The sequence below is a fragment of the Halorubrum sp. Ib24 genome (genome assembly GCF_002252745.1).
In the GTDB taxonomy this organism is placed as follows: domain Archaea; phylum Halobacteriota; class Halobacteria; order Halobacteriales; family Haloferacaceae; genus Halorubrum.
Window position 1 is genome coordinate 1 of sequence record NZ_NHOX01000015.1, and the last position, 17,231, is coordinate 17,231.

Sequence of the window (17,231 nt, forward strand, 5' to 3'; positions counted from 1 at the left end):
CGTTTACACCACCAGTCGTGGCGACGAGCGCTGCGAACGCCTCGCGCTCGGCTCCGGTGAGGTCGCTCGTGTCCCGAACGAGCTGGCAGTCGGGGTCGTTGAGCCACCAGCGCCGGTGCAAGTAGTTCCGCGTGAGCGTATTGCGGACGGCGTTTTTTAATGCCGGTTGGCTCCCCGATTCCCCTGGTGTTTCCCAGGTCGGATCGGTGTCCGGGCCGATCCGCATTGCGTCGAAGAGTCCGACGCTTGGGGCCATCGGCGCGCCGGACCCGAGGAGAAATACGTCGTCACCGGCCACCTCGGCGATCGTCTCGATCCCTCGACGGTACGCCTCCATCCGGGTCGCCTCAGCGTCGTATCGCTCACCGGGTAGCGCCGCTGCGAAGAGGAAATCAAGCTTCAGATACGTGAACCCCCAGTCGTCGACGACCGTCGACACGGTCTCTCGAAGCCAGTCGACAACTTCCGGGTGCGTCGTGTCAAGCCCGTACAGCGACGACCCGGCGCGGAAGCCGCCGTCGACGGGTGTTCCCGGCCCATCAGCAGCCGCGTCGGTCGGCTCCGTAATGAACCACTCCGGGTGGTCGGCGTGCAAGTCGGCACCGGCCTCCACGTAAAAGGGCGCGAGCCACAGCCCCGGTCGGTACCCGGTGGTTGAGATGTCGTCCGCAACGTCGCTCATATCCTCGAACCCGTCGGCGATCGATCGCCAGTCGCCGAACGCCTCCATGTACCCGTCGTCGATTTGGACGACGTCGACTGGGATCCCCCACTCGCGGAGTTCGGCGAGGTTCTCTCGTACGTCCGCTTCGGTGACGTCGGTAAAATAGTGATACCACGAGCACCAGCCGGTCGGTGAAGTTTCAGGCACGCGAGCGTTCATCCGCTCGCCGACGCAGTCAGCCAACGCAGCGAGCCCTTCCCGAAGCTCACGATCAGCGTCGACCCACAGCGGCGGGAGGGCCAACTGTTCGCCGGGCGCTAGGCGTGTCCCTTCGAGCGGGCACACCGCGCGGAGTGTTGCGACGCCACTGTCGTCGTCGTCGATCTCAAACCGGGTACAGTAGCGATCGTGCTCGAGAAACCCCGCCGTGACGTATCGGTCGTCCTCGACGAGTCCGGTCAGGTAACTGCTGGTCCGGTCGTCAGTCGACGCTGCGAGGTCGTTCATCATCGGGGCGTTGTCTGGGCTCTCCGTGGGGAAGCGCTCCCCAACCGTGAGCGTACCCGTCGACGACCACGACTGGTACCCGTGCCGGTAGACGCGCGCGTCCGCGCTGAATGCGGTCTCGAACCTAAAAGTAATGTCGCCCGCCCGGACCGGCTCGTTGCTAGCGTTCTCGACGGTGCAAATCGCTTCGACGCCGCCTGCTTCGGTCGAGAGTGACACGTCCGCGACCTGCATTCGCTCATTATCGCCATCGACTGCGGCCGCGTCAAGGGCCCCGACGAGTAAATTCCCGGCGTCATCCGCGATCGTGACCTCGTGGCTGGTCGGGTCGTACGTGACTGCGGTGGCGTCCGCCCTGCGTTTCTTCATACCACACGGTCCTTTCGCCCATATAAATATCACACCGTCTTCTCATACCCACCTATCCGAACGCTTAGGTGGCGCGGTTGAGTGGATGCGCTATGCGTATCGGAGTTTGTTACTTTCCCGAACACTGGCCGAGCGAGGAGTGGGAACGCGACGTCGCTGCAATGGCAGACGCCGGCCTCGAGTACGTGCGAATGGCGGAGTTCTCGTGGGGAACCCTCGAGCCCGAGCGTGGCACGTTCAACTTCGAGTGGCTCGACGAAGCTGTCGAACTCATCGGCGACCACGGGATGCAGGCGGTGTTGTGCACGCCGACGGCGACGCCACCGAAGTGGCTGGTCGACGAGCGACCGTCGATCCGACAAGAAGATGCCGACGGGACCGTCCGCGAACACGGCAGCCGCCGACACTACTGTTTCAACTCCGACGCGTACCACGAGGAGACGACCCGGATCGTCAAGCAAATCACCGAGCGATACGCCGACTCGCCGCACGTCGCTGGCTGGCAGACGGACAACGAGTTCGGCTGTCATAGGACTGTCCGGTGTTACTGCGACGACTGCGCCGACGCGTTCCGGACTTGGCTCGCGGACCGGTACGGTGACATCGACCGGCTCAATGAGGCGTGGGAGAACACGTTCTGGAGCCAACAGTACGGAGCCTTCGAGGAGGTCGATCCGCCGGGCCCGACCCCTGCCGAACATCACCCCTCGCGTTTGCTGGCGTACGCACGCTTCGCCAGCGATTCGGTCGTCGAGTACAATCGCGTCCATGCCGACTTGATACGCGAGGCCGACCCCGACTGGTTCGTCACCCACAACTTCATGGGACGATTCCCGACGCTGAACGCGTATGACGTGAGTGCTGATCTCGACCGAGTCGCGTGGGATTCATACCCGACGGGGTTCGTCCAGGACCGCTACGACGCGGAGGCGTCACCGGACCAGTTGCGGGCCGGCGACCCTGACCAAGTCGGGATGGACCACGACCTCTACCGGAGCGCGCTAGACCGGCCGTTCTGGGTGATGGAACAGCAGCCGGGCGATGTGAACTGGCCACCACACTGTCCGCAGCCGGGTGAGGGCGCGATGCGGCTGTGGGCTCACCACGCCACCGCCCACGGGGCCGGTGCTGTCCTCTACTTCAGGTGGCGGCGTTGTCTCGAAGGCCAAGAACAGTACCATGCCGGACTCCGGAAGGCGGACGGCTCGCCTGACCGTGGGTACGGTGACGCTATGCGAACGGCCGAGGAGTTCACCGCACTCGACGGTGTTTCTCACGTGGACGCTCCGGTAGCGACTATCTTCGACTACGACTCGCTCTGGGCGCTTGACACTCAGCCGCACGCGCCGGATTTCGATTACTGGGCGCTCCAAGAGGCCTTCTACGGCGCCGTGCGCAGTTACGGCGTACAGGTCGACGTGATCCCACCGAGTGCTGACCTCTCCGGGTACGCGGCCGTCGTCGCGCCCGCACTCCACCTCGTTACCGAAGGTCTCGCCGACAAGCTGAGCGACTACGTCGCCGACGGTGGGGAGCTCCTCTTCGGGCCCCGAACCGGCGTGAAGGACGCGGAAAACAAGCTCCGGCCGGCACCCCAACCCGGCCCGCTAGCTGATCTCGTCGGTGCGGACATCGACCAGCACGAGTCGCTGCCGCGACGCCTCCAAACCGCGGTCCAGCGAGTCGACAGCCCCACTGACAGCGGTGTCGATGAAGACGTGATTCAGGCCGTTCAGTTTCGGACCTGGGCCGAATGGCTCGTTCCCAACGCTGCTGAACCCATGTATGTGTACGACGTCGATGGTCCGGCGAACGGTCGGCCGGCAGTCGTCACCAATGTGGTCGGTGACGGCCAGGTCACCTACTGCGGGGTCTGGCCCGGGGCTGACTTGGCAGATACGCTCGCGTCAGACTTGCTCGAACGCGCGGATGTCCGACGCGCCGATCAGCTTCCAGACGGCGTCCGAGTCGGGTCCCGCGGCGGCTATACGTGGGTGACGAACTTCACGAGCGATCGGCTTCAGTTGCCGGGAATCGATCCAGACTCGCTCGTAGTGGACGACACCAACCGGGACAACGTCGACGTGGCACTCGACGGCGACTCATCAGCAGACGGCAGCTTTGTGGGACCGTACGGAGTCGCCGTCATCGAGGGAGACCGTGTCGATGGACTACAGGTCGCTAAGCCGTAGTTGAGCACGTCCGTCAGAAGCCCTAGTGGTTGTGGCCGTCGGTTATTTCGACCGTTCCCGTGTCCGGTAGTTCGGGAGCGTGTCGTCCTGCATCACTGCGCCGCGTCCGCCGTCCACGAGCAGGGCGGCCCCCGTAATGAACGCGGCGTCCTCGCTCGCGAGGAACGAGACGGCCCCGGCGACATCGGCCGGTGTGCCGATCCGACCGGTCGGATGGATCGACTCGACCTCCTCGAACCGCCCCTCCGGGAGCTCCTCGCGGGTTCGCTCGATCTCCACCCAGCCGGGAACGACCGTGTTCACCCGGACGCGTGGACCGAAGTCCACGGCCAGCGACCGCGTCATGCCGTTGATGCCCGCCTTCACCGCGTTGTACGGGAAGTGAGCGGGCATCGTCGCGTACGCGTGGTTCGACGAGACGTTCACGATTGCCCCGCGGTCCATGTGCGCGAGGGCTGCTCGTGCGGCGAGCCAGTACGCTCGGAAGTCCGTCTCCACGACGAACTCCCAGTCGTCGAGCGTCGCCTCGTCGGCGGCCGTCTCCGTCTGCACGCCAGCGTTGTTCACGAGCACGTCGACGGACCCGTACCGCTCGGCGGCCGCCTCCGCCAGCGCCGCCACGTCGTCCGGGTCGCGCATGTCAGCGCGGACGAAGGTCGCGTCGCCGGTCCGCGAGCCGTCGGTCGACTCGTCCGCGGTCCGATCCGCGATCCGGTCGACGACGGCCTCGCCGGCCTCGACGGTGCGACCGCTGACGACGACGTTCGCCCCCTCGTCGGCGAGCCGTTCCGCGATTCCGGCGCCGATCCCGCGCGTCGACCCGGTGACGATCGCGGTCTCGCCGGCGAACCGGCCGGACACCGCGTGCTCGGTCGGGGACTCGTGTCGGCGTGTCATAGTTCGCCTCCGTGTCGGCGCGTTCGAGTTCTCATCCGGCTCACCACTCCGCGACGGAGCCGTCGTCGTGCCGCCAAACGGGGTTGTGCCAATCGACGTCGCCGCGCTGTTCGCGGACGTACTCCTCGTCGATCTCGATCCCGAGGCCGTCTCCCTCGGGGATGTCGACGAAGCCGTCGCGGTACTCGAACACCGTCGGATCGGCGAGATAGTCCAACACGTCGCTCGTTTCATTATAATGAATGTCGAGCGACTGCTCTTGGATCAGCGCATTCGGCGTGCACGCGTCAACCTGAATGCAAGACGCGAGTGCGATCGGTCCGAGCGGACAGTGGGGCGCGATCGACACGTCGTACGCCTCGGCCATGGACGCGATCTTCTTCATTTCCGTGATCCCGCCCGCGTGCGAGACATCCGGCTGGATCAGGTCCACGGCGTCCGTCTCGAACACCTCTTTGAAATCCCACCGCGAGTACATTCGCTCGCCGGTTGCGATCGGGATCGTCGTCGACTGCCGGATACCCGAGAGCGCATCGTTGTGCTCAGGTAACACCGGTTCCTCAATAAACATCGGGTCGTACGGCTCAAGCGCGGCCGCAAGCCGCCGAACCATCGGTTTCGACACACGCCCGTGGAAATCGACTCCGATGTCGACCTCGTCGCCGACCGACTCCCGAACAGCCGCGATCCGGTCGACCGCGTCGTCCACGGTCGCTGGGGTATCGATAGGCCGTAGCTCCGCGGTCGCGTTCATTTTTAGCGCCGTGAATCCTGCATCGACCTTCTCTTGAGCGGCGTCACCGACATCAGCCGGTCGGTCCCCGCCGATCCACTGATACACGCGGATCCGGTTCCGTGCGCGACCGCCGAGCAGCTCGTGGACGGGCGCGCCGAACTGTTTCCCTTTGAGGTCCCATAACGCCTGGTCGACGCCGGCGATCGCGCTCATCAGCACGGGGCCGCCGCGATAGAATCCGCCACGGTACATCGCCTGCCAGTGATCTTCGATCCGTGTCGGATCCTCGCCGAGTAGGTAGTTGTCGAGCAGCTCCTCGACCGCGGCGACGACCGTGTGAGACCGCCCCTCCACGATCGGCTCTCCCCAGCCGACGGTGCCATCGCTCGTCGTCAGCTTCAGGAATAACCAGCGGGGCGGTACTTCGAACAGCTCGTAGTCGGTGATGTACATGGTAGGTTAGTCAGTCTTCAGTTGTCCCGACGACTGCTGAGTCGACGGTGTCCGTCTTGGTCTTAAGCGCGTCGCCGGTCTCGGCGTTGAACAGGTAGAGCGCCGCTTCCTTGAAGTCGAACGGGACGTGCGTGCCCTCCGTCGGCCGGACCGCCGGTGCGACGCGGGCGGTGAGTTCGTGGCCGGCCATCTCCATGTAGAGGAAGTTCTCGTTCCCCATCGGCTCGACGACCGTCACGTCGGCGGTGTTCTGCCCCGCCTCGACGACGGTGATGTCCTCAGGTCGGACGCCGACGCTGACGCGGTCGTGCCCCGCGACCGGTTCGGGGTTGGCGAGCTCGTACGTGAACCCGCCGGGGCCCCGAAGGGTCGCGCCGTCGACGTCGGCGATAAAGAGGTTGATACTCGGCGAGCCGATGAAGTCCGCGACGAACTGATTCACGGGCGAGCGGTACACGTCCTCAGGCGCGCCGACCTGTTGGAGCACGCCGCCGTCCATCACGGCGATCCGGTCGCCCATGGCCATCGCCTCCGTCTGGTCGTGCGTGACGTACACCGTCGTGACGTCGAGATCGGCTTGGAGCTCCTGCAGTTCGGTCCGCATGTCCGACCGGAGCTTCGCGTCGAGGTTACTGAGCGGCTCGTCCATCAGGAACACAGATGGCTCCCGAACGATCGCCCGTCCGAGTGCCACGCGCTGCTGTTGCCCACCGGAGAGCGACTTCGGCTTCTCGTTGAGCAGTTCGCTGATACCGAGCATCTCGGCGACGTTCTCGACCTTCTGTTCGATCTCGTCACCGGTCAGCTTCGTCGAGAGCTTCAGCCCGAAGCCGATGTTGCCCCGGACGGTCATGTGCGGGTACAGCGCGTAATTCTGGAACACCATGGCCACGTCACGTTCGCTGGCCCGGCGGTCCGTGACGTCTACGTCGCCGAACCGTATCGAGCCGTCCGTCACGTCCTCAAGGCCCGCGAGACAGCGGAGCGTCGTCGACTTCCCGCAGCCGGACGGCCCGACCAAGACGAGGAACTCGCCGTGGTCGATCTCGACGGAGAGGTCCTTCACCGCGACCACGTTCTCAGTTCCGGAGTCGTACACTTTATCGAGCTCAGAGATGTTGATTCCTGACATTGGTTACTCCTTGAGCGACCCCGCGAGGATGCCGCTAACGAACTGTTTCTGCAGCAGTAAGAACAACACGACCATCGGGACGATAGCGAGCGTCGCCGCCACCATGATCTGATCGTAGTAGATACGCTGGAAGCCGGTCAGCTGTGCCAACCCGATCGGGATCGTGTACATGTCCGCGCTCTCGAGGATCACGAGTGGATACAAGAACAAGTCCCATTGGAACAGGAACAGGATGATCGCCAGCGCGGCCAGCGACGACCGCATCGTCGGGAGCGCGATCCGGTAGAATATCTGGATCTCCGTCGCCCCGTCCATCCGGGCGGACTCCAGCAACGCGTCCGGGATCGATTTCATGTTTTGCCGCATGAGGAAGATTCCGATGGGGTTCGCCGCCCACGGGAGGATTATCGCTCGGAACGTGTTCGTCCAGTCCAGCTGTGCCATCAGCAGGAACAGCGGGATGACGAGGAGCTGGATCGGCAACACGAGCGTCGCTAAGATCGCGTAGAAGATCGGCTCCTTGAACTTGAACTCGTACTTTGCGAACGCGAAGCCGGCCATCGAGCACAACACCAGCGAGAGCAGCGTGTAGATCACCGCGATGAGGACGCTGTTCCGGATCGTCCGGACGAAGTCGAGCCGCTCCTGCAGGGCCGCGAAGTTGTCGAGGAACGCCGTCCCGGGTACCAGCCGCGGCGGAAACTGCAGGAACTGCTCCTGCGGGAGCGTCGCCGCCACCAGCATCCAGTACAGAGGGACCATCATCACCACGACCATTGTGACGACGAAGGCGTACGTGAGGAACTGCCAGACCGCGTCCTTCCGGCGCTGTTCGCGCATCAGTCCTCACCCCCGATCTTGATCTGGACGACAGAGAACACGCTGACGATCACGACGAACACGACCGTGAGCGCGCTCGCGTAGCCCAGGTTGAAGTTAACGAACGCCTGTCGGTAAATGTATTGCACGATAGTGATAGTCGAGTTGGTCGGACCGCCGCCGGTGATCACGTACGGCTCGGCGAACAGCTTGAACGTCCCGATCGTTGAGAGGACGATGACGAACAGGAACACCGGTTTGAGTTGCGGGAGCGTGACGTATCGGAACTTCTCCCACCGGTTCGCACCGTCGATCTCGGCGGCCTCGTACAGCTGCTGCGGGATCGTCTGAAGCCCGGCCAGCAGGATGATCATGTTGTATCCGGTCCACCGCCACGTCACCGCCGCGATGATCGTGTTCCGCGCCCAGAACGCGTCGGTCAGCCACGGGACGGGGCCGAGTCCGACGCCGGCGAGGGCGTAGTTGAGGAATCCCAGCTGTTCGTTGAAAAGCAGCAGGAACACCGTTGAGTACGCCACGAGGTTCGCCGAGACGGGTAACGCGATCGCTGTGCGGAACACTCCTTTAAGCCGCAGAAACGACGCGTTCAGCGCGAGCGCGAGGGCGAGCGCTAGCCCGATCATCAGCGGGACTTGTATCACCAAGATGTACGACGTGTTGAACATCGACTGCCAGAACAGCTCGTTGCTGAGCAGGCGGGCATAGTTCCCGAGCCCGATGAACTCCAGCTGTGCGATCTGCGGGATCTCGAGGTACAACGGGCCGAGGTCGATCCAGAACAGCGACCCCTGTCCGACTCCTCGGTACTCGAAAAACGAGAGGTACAGCGTGTAAAACACCGGGAACGCCAGGAACGCACTGAACAACAGGAAGAACGGCGCGATGAATATGTACGCGACTCGCGGCAGCGTCGGCGTCGCCGCCGTCAGGTCCTGTCTGGCGAAGCGGAACCGGTCCCAGAGCGGTCGCGCCGCTCGCCTCGACCGTCGCGTCGCTCTCCCGACTGCACCGCGAAGACGGCGGCGATATGCCTGCCCGACGCGATCCTCTGTTTCGTCAGAAGTGGCCATGCGATCGACTCCTCCCGGATTACGCGAGGTTCCGATCGGTGTTCTCGGCGACCGTCTCCGCGGCCGCCTGCACGGCCTCTTCGGCCGACTGTTCCCCGTTAATCATACGCTGGAGCTCCGTTTCGATGGCCTGCGACACCTCGGGGGTGTCTTCGGTGAACCGGTAACCGGGAGCCTCCTGTGCGACCTCGGCGAAGAGCGCCCGCGCGGGCTGTCCGTCGTAGAAGTCGAGCTCCTCCTCGAAGACCGGGTCCTCGTAGGTGGTTTCAAGCGCCGGGAAGAGCCCGTACTCGTCGTACATCGCCAGCTGCATCTCCTCGGTCGCCAGCGAGAACTCCAAGTAGTCCCAGCCGCGAGCCTTCTTGTCGTCGGACACCTGGTCGGCTATCATGAGGTTGGAGCCGCCCCAGTTGGACGCTCGCGGGCCGCCCGACTCCAGCGCGGGGATCTTGAACACGCCCCAGTCGCCCGCGGTGTCGGGGAGCTCGGCGCGCAGCGTCCCCTCCATCCACGCCGCCGAGGGGAGCGACGCGATCGTCGCGTCGCCGTAGGCGCTGAACCAAGCGGACGTCCACCCCTCAATGTTAGCCGCGATGTCGGCGTCGTAAATCTCCTTGATGTTGCGAGCCACGCGGAGCGACTTCTCGTTGTGGATGTTCACCTCGCCGCTCTCGAGGAAGGGTTCGCCGGAGAGCTGACGGAACTGGTACCGCCAGACGCCGGAGAGGTCCCCTTCGGGGAGGTTGAGCATGTACTGCTCGTCGGGCAGCTTCTGACCCTCCTCGATGAAGTCCGCCCACGTCTCGATGCCGTCCGGGTCGATATCGTGTTCGTCGTACACCGACCGCCGGTAGTACACCGCCGTCGGGCCGGTGTCCCACGGGAGCGCGTAGATGTCGCCGTCAACGGTGAGCGCCTCCCACTTCCCGGAGATGAAGTCGTCTTTGACACCCGCTTCCTCAATCTCGTCGGAGAGGGGTGCGACGGAGCCCGTGTCGATGAGCGAGGGACCGTCGACCGACTCCAGCATGGAGACCGCCGGCGCGCCGGAGCCCGAAAGCAGGTTCGTCTGAAGCCGGTCTTTCATCGCGGACCGACCGAACTCCTCGACGGCAACCGTTGCGTCGTTCTCGGACTCGTACTCCTCGGAAGTTATCATCAGCGCTCGCGCGGCGACGTCCCACCCCCACACGTTGATCTCCGACGCCATGCCGTTGCCGCTGTCGCTCTCGTCGCTACCGTCACTACCATCGCTGCTGTCGCTACCATCGCTGCCGTCGCTACCGTCGCTGCCATCCCCTCCACTTTCGGGATCGCCGGTTCCGATGCACCCTGCGAGTCCCGCGAGCCCCGCGATTCCCGCGCCTTTCATGAGTCGACGTCGCCCGTATTGTGCGTAGTTTGGTTTGTTAGTCATGATCGTACCTGACTATCCGTTCCTCATGCTACAGCTATATAAAATTACTGGACATTTGTCCTAAAAACAGCTCAGAACCGCATTATTTGTGTTTTCATAAGCTGAACAGAGCCCAGTTATATACGTTTTTTCAAATTTATGCCGCGTCCGCCTAGTATTGCGGGTATAATATATTTAATTTATAAATTTTATACCCAATATTATATTCTGATCCACGACTGTGTTCTCCTATACTAAACAAGTGTTATACCGCTGTCTCCCATACCACTCTCAGAAACGATGGGAGACCCGGACACCATCTCCGTTCAGGCGACGGCAACGTCCCTGCAGATCGTCGAGGAACTATACGAGCGTAACGGCGCCGGAGTCACCGAATTAGCCGACGCGATGGATGTCTCGAAAAGCGCGGTTCACAACCACCTCTCGACGCTCTGTACGCTCGGCTACGTGAAGAACATCGAGGGGACCTACGAGCTCACCCATCGGTTCCTGCGGATCGGGTTCGGGACGAGAGAACGGAATACCGTCTATCAGGCGGCACAAAGCGAGATACGAAAACTGGCGCAGAACACAAACGCGGTCGCGAACCTCGTGGTTCCGGAAGAAGCGGACGCCATTTACTTACACCGGATCGGTAATGACGACCATCCAATCGCAGTAGGGGGGAGCGTCCGACTCCACGGGGCCGCGGCGGGCAAGGCAATTCTCGCGTTCCGGTCAGCGGACGCAGTTGACGAGTACGTCAACCGCTATGGGCTCGATAGAAAGACTGACCGGACCGTGACGGACCCGGCGACGCTTCGCTCCGAACTCCGGTCGATCAGGGACCGAAAAATCGCGTTCGATCGCGGCGAGCTCGACGCGAACTGGCAGTGCGTCGCCTCTCCTATCGTCGTCAACGGCGATCCTGTGGGCGCAGTCACCGTCTCCGGGCCGTCTGACGAGATGCAGGGGAAACGGCTCGAGGAAGACACGGCCGGGCTCGTTTCCAGTGCCGCGAAAACAATCGAACTCGAACTATTGTGACGCGCACGATCATCCTCGACACGGTTTGATTTAATACTCCTCCGAGGGAGGGCCTCACCATGCAAACTGACCGACTAGACCGAATCACGGACAGCGGAGTAATTGCAATCCTCCGGGACGTAGACACAGACGACGCCGGGGCGGTCGCGGATGCCGTTGTCGACGGCGGCGTGACGGCGCTTGAGGTCACGGTAGACTCGCCAAACGCGATGGCATCGATCGAGCTGATATCGGATCGGGTCGAGGACGTGCTGGTCGGCGCGGGCACCGTGCTCGACGCGGAGACAGCGCGTGCGGCACAGCTCGCCGGCGCGGAGTTCCTCGTGACGCCGACGGTGAACCGTGACGTCATCCGAACGGCGAACAGCTACGGAACGCCGATCGTGGTGGGCGCTTACACGCCGACTGAGGTGCTTGAAGCCTACCAAGGCGGCGCCGACGCGGTGAAGGTATTTCCCGCAAAGACTGGGGGACCAGATCACGTCGCAGCGATCGGCGGCCCCCTCTCGCAGATCCCCCTCGTCCCGACCGGCGGCGTCGGTGCGGAGAACGCGGGTGCCTACATCCAGGCCGGTGCAGTCGCGGTCGGTGTCGGTAGTTCAATCGTTGACCACAATGCAATTGCCGACGATTCGTACGGTCGGGTTGCGGCAAACGCCCAATCGGTCGTCGAGGCTGTCTCGGCAACTCGGGATTGACCGGATTTGGTCACCACAGCCTACTTATTCGACGCTGTCACGGACTATCTGTTGGGTAAGAAAGGGTGACCCACCGCAAGTATTGTCATCACTTAAACTACCTCTATCGAACCACTCGGCAATAGCGTTCATCACAGATCCCACCGTTAACTACACGACCCTACAGATAGGCAAGGAGAAAGCCCACGGGTTTAGCCGTGGGGTGAATCCGACAACTACAGTAGCATGTGCGAACTACGTTGTTGCTGGATATTCAACTCTCCAATTCATCCAACCCTGCCTCTAGCACTTCGGTGTATGCCTCTGAGAGTCCTGGTTACTGTAGAGAACTGTCGGATTCATCCCCGCGTTGAAGCGCGAGGCTTTCTCCTTGATTCTCCGTAACGGGAAGGTCTCCCCCAGTCTTTTACATAGCCCCAGCTGTCGTACATCGCCTCGCCGCTCCCGTAGCCAACGGTCACGCCGTCAGTCTGCGTCCAGCCCGCTGGGGGTGTTCCGCTTCGCCTTCGAGCACCCCGTGGACGGCGTATCGGAGGTCCTCGTGGGCTTGGTTGTCAGTCGTTCGGGCGACTTGGTCGTGTTGCTCAACAACGTACTCGGCTTGTTCGAGGACTGTCGTTTGGGCTCGTGGGCTGGACCATCATTGCGCTCTTCTTTGATGGTTCGTGGTCGATGGTCGGGTAAACTGCTGTGGAAACAGTTCTTTCGCTTGTTACGGCCTCTGTAGCAGCCATGATCTTGGAATACTTCGGAATCGACCTCGGTGAGTGGGAATCTACTCTCCTGCTTCGTACTCACCTGCATCCCAGCTCCGGCCGTTAATAGTCTCGTTAAGCGCTCGCCGATCTGCTTCGTCGAAGTATTCCGGATGCCGTGGATTAATTCTCGGTGTAGGGCTCTTTCCGAACAGAATCGATCTTTTCCACCGGACGAGCATTCCCATCTTAAGTTCGACAAGTATCATCTGTAACTGGATCTGAACCTGTTTTTTTCTTTCTGACGGCATTCCCCCAGGTCCAGTTGAGACATCAAAGCCAGGAGCGAGTACCCAATAGTCGACGTCGAACTCCTCGTAGGTGTAGGAGCGATAGTTCAGTAGCTGTGCGATCCCCTCAGAAATTGGCCCGCCCTGTCGTTTAGGCGTCCGTTTGACCTCGATCCCAATACATCCGACAGACGGGTGCTCTGCGAAGATATCAACCCGGCCATTTCGATTGTCATCCCACACTTCTGTCGAAACGTCCCAGTCGTACTTCTCAAGCAGTTTCACGAGGTGTTTCCGATACCCTGTCTCATACTCGTAATTCACAATATTCAGACGGGGGAATCCGTCCACAAGGGCGTCTTGGTGATAATCTCTATTCTCCCAGTCGAATTCGTCCGTAGTCGATCGGGCCATTGTGTGTCGTGAGTTGTCTTCGCGGCAATCGGTGTGCGAGCGATGCATCTGGTAGACTGCTTGCTGTGTCGCGAGTCCACTCCCGCCTATTCCGTTGCTGGAGAATCTGCCTGGAATCGCTACCTCCACAAGGTAGCCGGCGGCCTCTTTTGTGGCCTGCCTGAGGCTCGGAACCGATGCAGCGTTGGCTGCCCTGCCGTCGCCGTCCGGATCTCGGCTGATCGAGTGGGACCGCTTCTGAACTGTCTTGTCAGTTGGACATCTCCCCTCACCGCCCTGTTTGGATCGCCGCGGCTGTCTCCAGCAGTTGAAGCGACACGCGCGGTGGTCAGGCGAGCCCGTAGAGGGTGGCGTGAGCGCTCCGTCCTCTGGCCCGCACTAGCCGCCTCCGTCTGTGTGACGGCGTACCACTTCCGGTGTCCGCCCACCGTTGTCGGCCGAACACGGGGGAGATCGCTGACAGCCCCAATACGGCGGTCGTAGCTACTGGCCGAGATGTCGGCGCGCTCGATGAGTTCCTGCCGACCACGCGGCTCAGACGCGTTGAGTAGCGTCGCGTACAGCTTCGTCGACGTCGGTGCGAGGTCAGGGCGGAAGCGACTGGTCGGCAGCGTTGTCGCCGCCCTGATCACTGCCGGCTCCCACTCCTGTTGGCGTGGGTCATCGAGTGCTCGCACCAAACAGGTGACCGCGTCGTACGGACTCGCTCGGTGTGGCACTTCGCGGCCGAACGATCGGAGGCAGAACCGAGTGAGCTCGCGTCGAACACGCGGCGTCCACCCGGTGTCGTACTCCACGGCGAGTTCGTCGACGATCCGGCGGAGCGACGCGTATGTCGTCCCGTCGCGAACGGGCACGGTTAGCGTCGGTGCCTGTTCGCTTCCGGTGGCGATCGCCTCGCGGAGGGTGTCGAGTTCCGCGGCAAGCGCCTCGGTAATGGCTGTCTGGAGCGTTGTCGCCGTCGGTCCGGCGAGCACCCACGACGCTGTTAGCTCCATCGAAGCACCTGTCTCGATGTCGTACGGCAACCGTCGCTTGAGCTTCGCCGGACGCTCTTCGAACAACATCCGGTAGCCTGAGTGAACGCCGTACACCGACTGTTTCGGCACCGTATACCGAATGAAGTCACAAAGATTGTCTCGCTTCGTTTCGCTTTGGGCGAGCGTCTCGGTGTCCGGCAGCCGGACCGTCAGAGTTAGATCCGCGCCAGCAGCGTGATACAGCTGAGTCGCCGTCGCGATGAGCCCGTGGAGGTCTTCGAATAACTCACCACGGGCCGCACTATCGGAACTCTCGGTGAGCGCACTGAGGCGGGCCAAATGCGTCTCTCGGACGCTCTCGATCCGGTCACGCCAGTTCTCGTACACCTCCTCGTGTTCGCTGAACCAGCCGACTTGCTGGCCGCGACGCAGAGTCCGGCCGGGTGAACCGGTGTGTCCGCCGGACCCACCGTGGATGTTCGCGAACGTCTCACCGAGTCGCGTTGGTGTGAGGACCTCCGACAGGGCCGTGTCGCTGAGTAAGACACCCGCGAGACGTCCCAGTGTGGCGAGTGGACCGCCCCACTGGACGATGGCGAGACACTCGCCGTCGAGGTGACTGAAGTAGCTCACTCGACCGTCGTCAAACGGTTCAACCGGGTCATCAACGAGCGTAACCGCTCCAGTCTCCGCCGGGACGGTGAACCTTTGGTGGATCGACGCCGCGTCGTGGGTGTCGATCCGCTGGACGTAGCCCTCGTCGCCGTCGCCGGTCGCCGCAAGCCACGATTCGACCGTGGTCGGTTCGGTCCCCAATGCCCCTCGCGGGGGCGACACTGTACTTGGTGAATCGTGAGTGGTCGCGGTAAGACTGTGTGCCAACTGGGTCTGGTCCGGGTGGTGGAGCTCACAATCCGGCGTGAGACACTTACTGACGGCCGTCTCCCCGAGGTCGGTGAGCCGAACCGTGTTGTGCTCTCGACGCCGGTCGATCGCAACTAACCCTCGCGACTCCAAGTCGATGACGTACCGACCGATCGTCCCGCGCTCGATCGCGAGTTCGGGATCGGCTTCGAGCTCGGCGTACGTCAGACCACTCTCGGTGGGTAACGCGGCGAGTAACTGCCGTTTCCCGGGTGCGGACGCGAGTCCATCGAGAGCGATCCACGCCAATTGTGTGATGTCGGTGGGTGCAGCTGGTTCATCGGAACTGCGGTGTCCCTGTTGGGGGGACCGGTCCCGGCTGTCAGTAAGACCGAGATGGACTTCGGTCCACCGCGGGTACCGGTGAGTGAGTTCGTGCTGGAGTGCCGGCGAGGCGAGAACCCGGACGTCGAACCCGTCTGCGAGGACGGCGATCGCCGCGAGTGCACGGACCCCAGTCCGACGGTCGGCCAGTTCGGTCCATGCTGGCCCATCGAGGACCAACGTAATCGCTCGTGGGGTGGGATCGAACTCGCGATGGAGCGCGACCGGCCCCTTCGCGAGCGCCCCGAGTCCGGCGTTGACGGCGCCGCGTCCCGTCCCGATTGCTTCGACCGTTTCGACTAACGATTCGTGACGCCGCTCGTGATACGTCGACTCGGCGGTCGAATTCGTGTCGGTTACGGCGAGCTCGGTAATCGCCTGCGTGTATGCGACCGCCTCCGCGGTCGCGTCGTCCCACGTGTCGTTGAGGGAGTTCCACGCCGGGAGCGTCGCATCGAGTATCGATGAGCTCGCACGCCACGCGTCGGTGTGCTTTGTCTGTGCGCGTACCGTCTCGATGCTTCCCTCGCGAAGCTGTTCGAGGACATCTGGCACCCACTCGGTCATCCGCGGCGAGACCGCGGCACAGCGGATACCAGTCGCCTCATCGCTAGCGGGTGGACGCACGAGACGGACGCCACACTCGCGGCCCTGTCCGGTGGATTGTGGACGCGGCACTCGGGAGTGATCGTTGGCTGGCATCACTCGGATGGCTCCCAACAGTTGACCACCGCGATGAGCCGCCGGAGTAGCTGCCGGATGTACCGCCGTAGCGTTCGCGAGTCTGGATCGACACCGCGGGCAGTCCGGAGTGCGGCCGCAATCTTGGGGTGGCAAGTCTCCTCGATCGCCATCGTGGCCTGCAACAGGGCCGCGTTGACAGCGCCCGGATTGTGAGCGTCGCTCGCAGTGAGGGCACGACGAAGGTGCGCGATCGTCGCGCGCACGGTGTCCACGTCTACTGCTTGCTTCGGCGTGGGTGGGTGTGGACGATGGCGGCCGGTCGTCGTGTTCCGACGGTCGTCGACGAAGTGTGGCGGCGACATCAGTCGTCACCCTCCACCGTTGGTTGATGGCCACCGACGGTCACCTGTGTCCGGGCTGTCCGGCGCTGTTGCCGCTGGGTCGCCGTCGGCACGACCTGCTCGGCGAGTGGTGTCTCGGGCGGCAGCCAGCGGATCGTCGTCGTCGCTGGCGCGCTCACGCCCACGGGGACCGGGTCGATGAGAATCGGCCACGTCGATTGGGTCGCCGCGTCAGAGGCGACACCGATGCGCCCGGTGACCATCAGTTCGTGGACACCGAGGGTGAACACCTCTTGCTGGCGATGTTCGGCGTGTGCGCACACACAGTGGCCGACCTCGTAGATCCGCTGTTCGGCCGGCTTGTGGACGTACGCGACGACGTCATCGCCTTCGATGAACGACCGACCGCAGTGTTGGCACGTCCTCGACGTGGCTGCGAGCGAGAGCTGATCGAGATCCGTGATGATGTCGCCCGCGGGGGTCCTCGCTGCGGGCGCGGTGGCGTGCTGCTCGCTGTCCCGACTCATGGTCCCCGATTCACGCGGGCGAGTGAGTGGCCGCAGCACCAGCCACAGCGC

At 63.0% G+C, this 17,231-nt stretch carries 14 protein-coding genes and 1 pseudogene; 3 read left to right on the plus strand and 12 right to left on the minus strand.

Features of this window, described 5'->3' with window-relative positions; genetic code table 11:
• The coding region (locus tag DJ82_RS03020; RefSeq protein ID WP_094581036.1) for a glycoside hydrolase family 36 protein at window positions 1-1,540 on the minus strand (1,540 nt) is incomplete at its 3' end.
• 92 nt (window positions 1,541-1,632) lie between these two features.
• On the opposite strand from DJ82_RS03020, the gene bga reads away from it, so the two are divergent.
• Entirely contained in the window at window positions 1,633-3,732 is a 2,100-nt protein-coding gene (bga, locus tag DJ82_RS03025; RefSeq protein WP_094581037.1) for a beta-galactosidase Bga, read from the plus strand.
• 42 nt (window positions 3,733-3,774) lie between these two features.
• On the opposite strand, the gene DJ82_RS03030 is transcribed toward bga, so the two are convergent.
• Genes DJ82_RS03030 through DJ82_RS03055 form a run of 6 tightly spaced genes read right to left on the minus strand, consistent with a single transcriptional unit; the run spans window position 3,775 to window position 10,232 of the window.
• Entirely contained in the window at window positions 3,775-4,629 is an 855-nt protein-coding gene (locus DJ82_RS03030; protein ID WP_094527055.1) for an SDR family NAD(P)-dependent oxidoreductase, read from the minus strand.
• A 40-nt stretch (window positions 4,630-4,669) separates the two neighbouring features.
• Window positions 4,670-5,818 (minus strand): galactonate dehydratase, encoded by a 1,149-nt coding sequence (gene dgoD / locus DJ82_RS03035; protein WP_094527056.1) that lies wholly within the window; start codon window positions 5,816-5,818, stop codon window positions 4,670-4,672.
• 10 nt (window positions 5,819-5,828) lie between these two features.
• Window positions 5,829-6,950 (minus strand): ABC transporter ATP-binding protein, encoded by a 1,122-nt coding sequence (locus DJ82_RS03040; RefSeq protein WP_094527057.1) that lies wholly within the window; start codon window positions 6,948-6,950, stop codon window positions 5,829-5,831.
• A 3-nt stretch (window positions 6,951-6,953) separates the two neighbouring features.
• Window positions 6,954-7,790, minus strand: coding sequence for a carbohydrate ABC transporter permease (locus DJ82_RS03045; RefSeq protein WP_094527058.1), 837 nt, complete (start codon window positions 7,788-7,790; stop codon window positions 6,954-6,956).
• Window positions 7,790-8,860 (minus strand): carbohydrate ABC transporter permease, encoded by a 1,071-nt coding sequence (locus DJ82_RS03050; protein ID WP_094557496.1) that lies wholly within the window; start codon window positions 8,858-8,860, stop codon window positions 7,790-7,792. Before DJ82_RS03050 ends, DJ82_RS03045 begins: the two co-directional genes overlap by 1 nt.
• 19 nt (window positions 8,861-8,879) lie before the next feature.
• A complete protein-coding gene (locus DJ82_RS03055) occupies window positions 8,880-10,232 on the minus strand; it encodes an ABC transporter substrate-binding protein (protein WP_094557497.1) in 1,353 nt (450 codons plus the stop codon).
• A 324-nt stretch (window positions 10,233-10,556) separates the two neighbouring features.
• Here DJ82_RS03055 and DJ82_RS03060 point away from each other — a divergent pair, with 324 nt between their 5' ends.
• On the plus strand, window positions 10,557-11,303 hold the full coding sequence (locus tag DJ82_RS03060) for an IclR family transcriptional regulator (protein WP_094557498.1): 747 nt from the start codon (window positions 10,557-10,559) through the stop codon (window positions 11,301-11,303).
• 59 nt (window positions 11,304-11,362) lie between these two features.
• Window positions 11,363-12,001 (plus strand): bifunctional 4-hydroxy-2-oxoglutarate aldolase/2-dehydro-3-deoxy-phosphogluconate aldolase, encoded by a 639-nt coding sequence (locus DJ82_RS03065; RefSeq protein ID WP_094527062.1) that lies wholly within the window; start codon window positions 11,363-11,365, stop codon window positions 11,999-12,001.
• A 398-nt stretch (window positions 12,002-12,399) separates the two neighbouring features.
• Here DJ82_RS03065 and DJ82_RS15555 read toward each other — a convergent pair.
• The 5 genes and pseudogenes from DJ82_RS15555 to DJ82_RS03080 form a co-directional block, all read right to left on the minus strand.
• Window positions 12,400-12,620: pseudogene (locus DJ82_RS15555) on the minus strand (hypothetical protein); the annotation flags it as partial.
• Between the two features lie 156 nt (window positions 12,621-12,776).
• Window positions 12,777-13,400: a hypothetical protein gene (locus tag DJ82_RS14370; protein ID WP_141212687.1), complete on the minus strand. Its 624-nt coding sequence runs from the start codon at window positions 13,398-13,400 to the stop codon at window positions 12,777-12,779.
• Between the two features lie 119 nt (window positions 13,401-13,519).
• Window positions 13,520-16,195: a plasmid replication protein RepH gene (locus DJ82_RS03070; protein WP_198948002.1), complete on the minus strand. Its 2,676-nt coding sequence runs from the start codon at window positions 16,193-16,195 to the stop codon at window positions 13,520-13,522.
• Between the two features lie 134 nt (window positions 16,196-16,329).
• Window positions 16,330-16,674 (minus strand): hypothetical protein, encoded by a 345-nt coding sequence (locus DJ82_RS03075; RefSeq protein ID WP_141212560.1) that lies wholly within the window; start codon window positions 16,672-16,674, stop codon window positions 16,330-16,332.
• Window positions 16,674-17,180, minus strand: coding sequence for a hypothetical protein (locus DJ82_RS03080; RefSeq protein WP_094557500.1), 507 nt, complete (start codon window positions 17,178-17,180; stop codon window positions 16,674-16,676). Before DJ82_RS03080 ends, DJ82_RS03075 begins: the two co-directional genes overlap by 1 nt.
• Window positions 17,181-17,231: the final 51 nt, after the last annotated feature.

Coding starts and splice junctions, on each gene's coding strand:
- DJ82_RS03040 (WP_094527057.1), bottom strand. CDS start 6,950: ATGTCAGGAATCAACATCTCTGAGCTCGATAAAGTGTACGACTCCGGA.
- DJ82_RS03030 (WP_094527055.1), bottom strand. CDS start 4,629: ATGACACGCCGACACGAGTCCCCGACCGAGCACGCGGTGTCCGGCCGG.
- dgoD (WP_094527056.1), bottom strand. CDS start 5,818: ATGTACATCACCGACTACGAGCTGTTCGAAGTACCGCCCCGCTGGTTA.
- DJ82_RS14370 (WP_141212687.1), bottom strand. CDS start 13,400: ATGGCCCGATCGACTACGGACGAATTCGACTGGGAGAATAGAGATTAT.
- DJ82_RS03060 (WP_094557498.1), top strand. CDS start 10,557: ATGGGAGACCCGGACACCATCTCCGTTCAGGCGACGGCAACGTCCCTG.
- DJ82_RS03055 (WP_094557497.1), bottom strand. CDS start 10,232: ATGAAAGGCGCGGGAATCGCGGGGCTCGCGGGACTCGCAGGGTGCATC.
- DJ82_RS03065 (WP_094527062.1), top strand. CDS start 11,363: ATGCAAACTGACCGACTAGACCGAATCACGGACAGCGGAGTAATTGCA.
- DJ82_RS03050 (WP_094557496.1), bottom strand. CDS start 8,860: ATGGCCACTTCTGACGAAACAGAGGATCGCGTCGGGCAGGCATATCGC.
- DJ82_RS03045 (WP_094527058.1), bottom strand. CDS start 7,790: ATGCGCGAACAGCGCCGGAAGGACGCGGTCTGGCAGTTCCTCACGTAC.
- bga (WP_094581037.1), top strand. CDS start 1,633: ATGCGTATCGGAGTTTGTTACTTTCCCGAACACTGGCCGAGCGAGGAG.
- DJ82_RS03080 (WP_094557500.1), bottom strand. CDS start 17,180: ATGAGTCGGGACAGCGAGCAGCACGCCACCGCGCCCGCAGCGAGGACC.
- DJ82_RS03070 (WP_198948002.1), bottom strand. CDS start 16,195: ATGACCGAGTGGGTGCCAGATGTCCTCGAACAGCTTCGCGAGGGAAGC.
- DJ82_RS03075 (WP_141212560.1), bottom strand. CDS start 16,674: ATGTCGCCGCCACACTTCGTCGACGACCGTCGGAACACGACGACCGGC.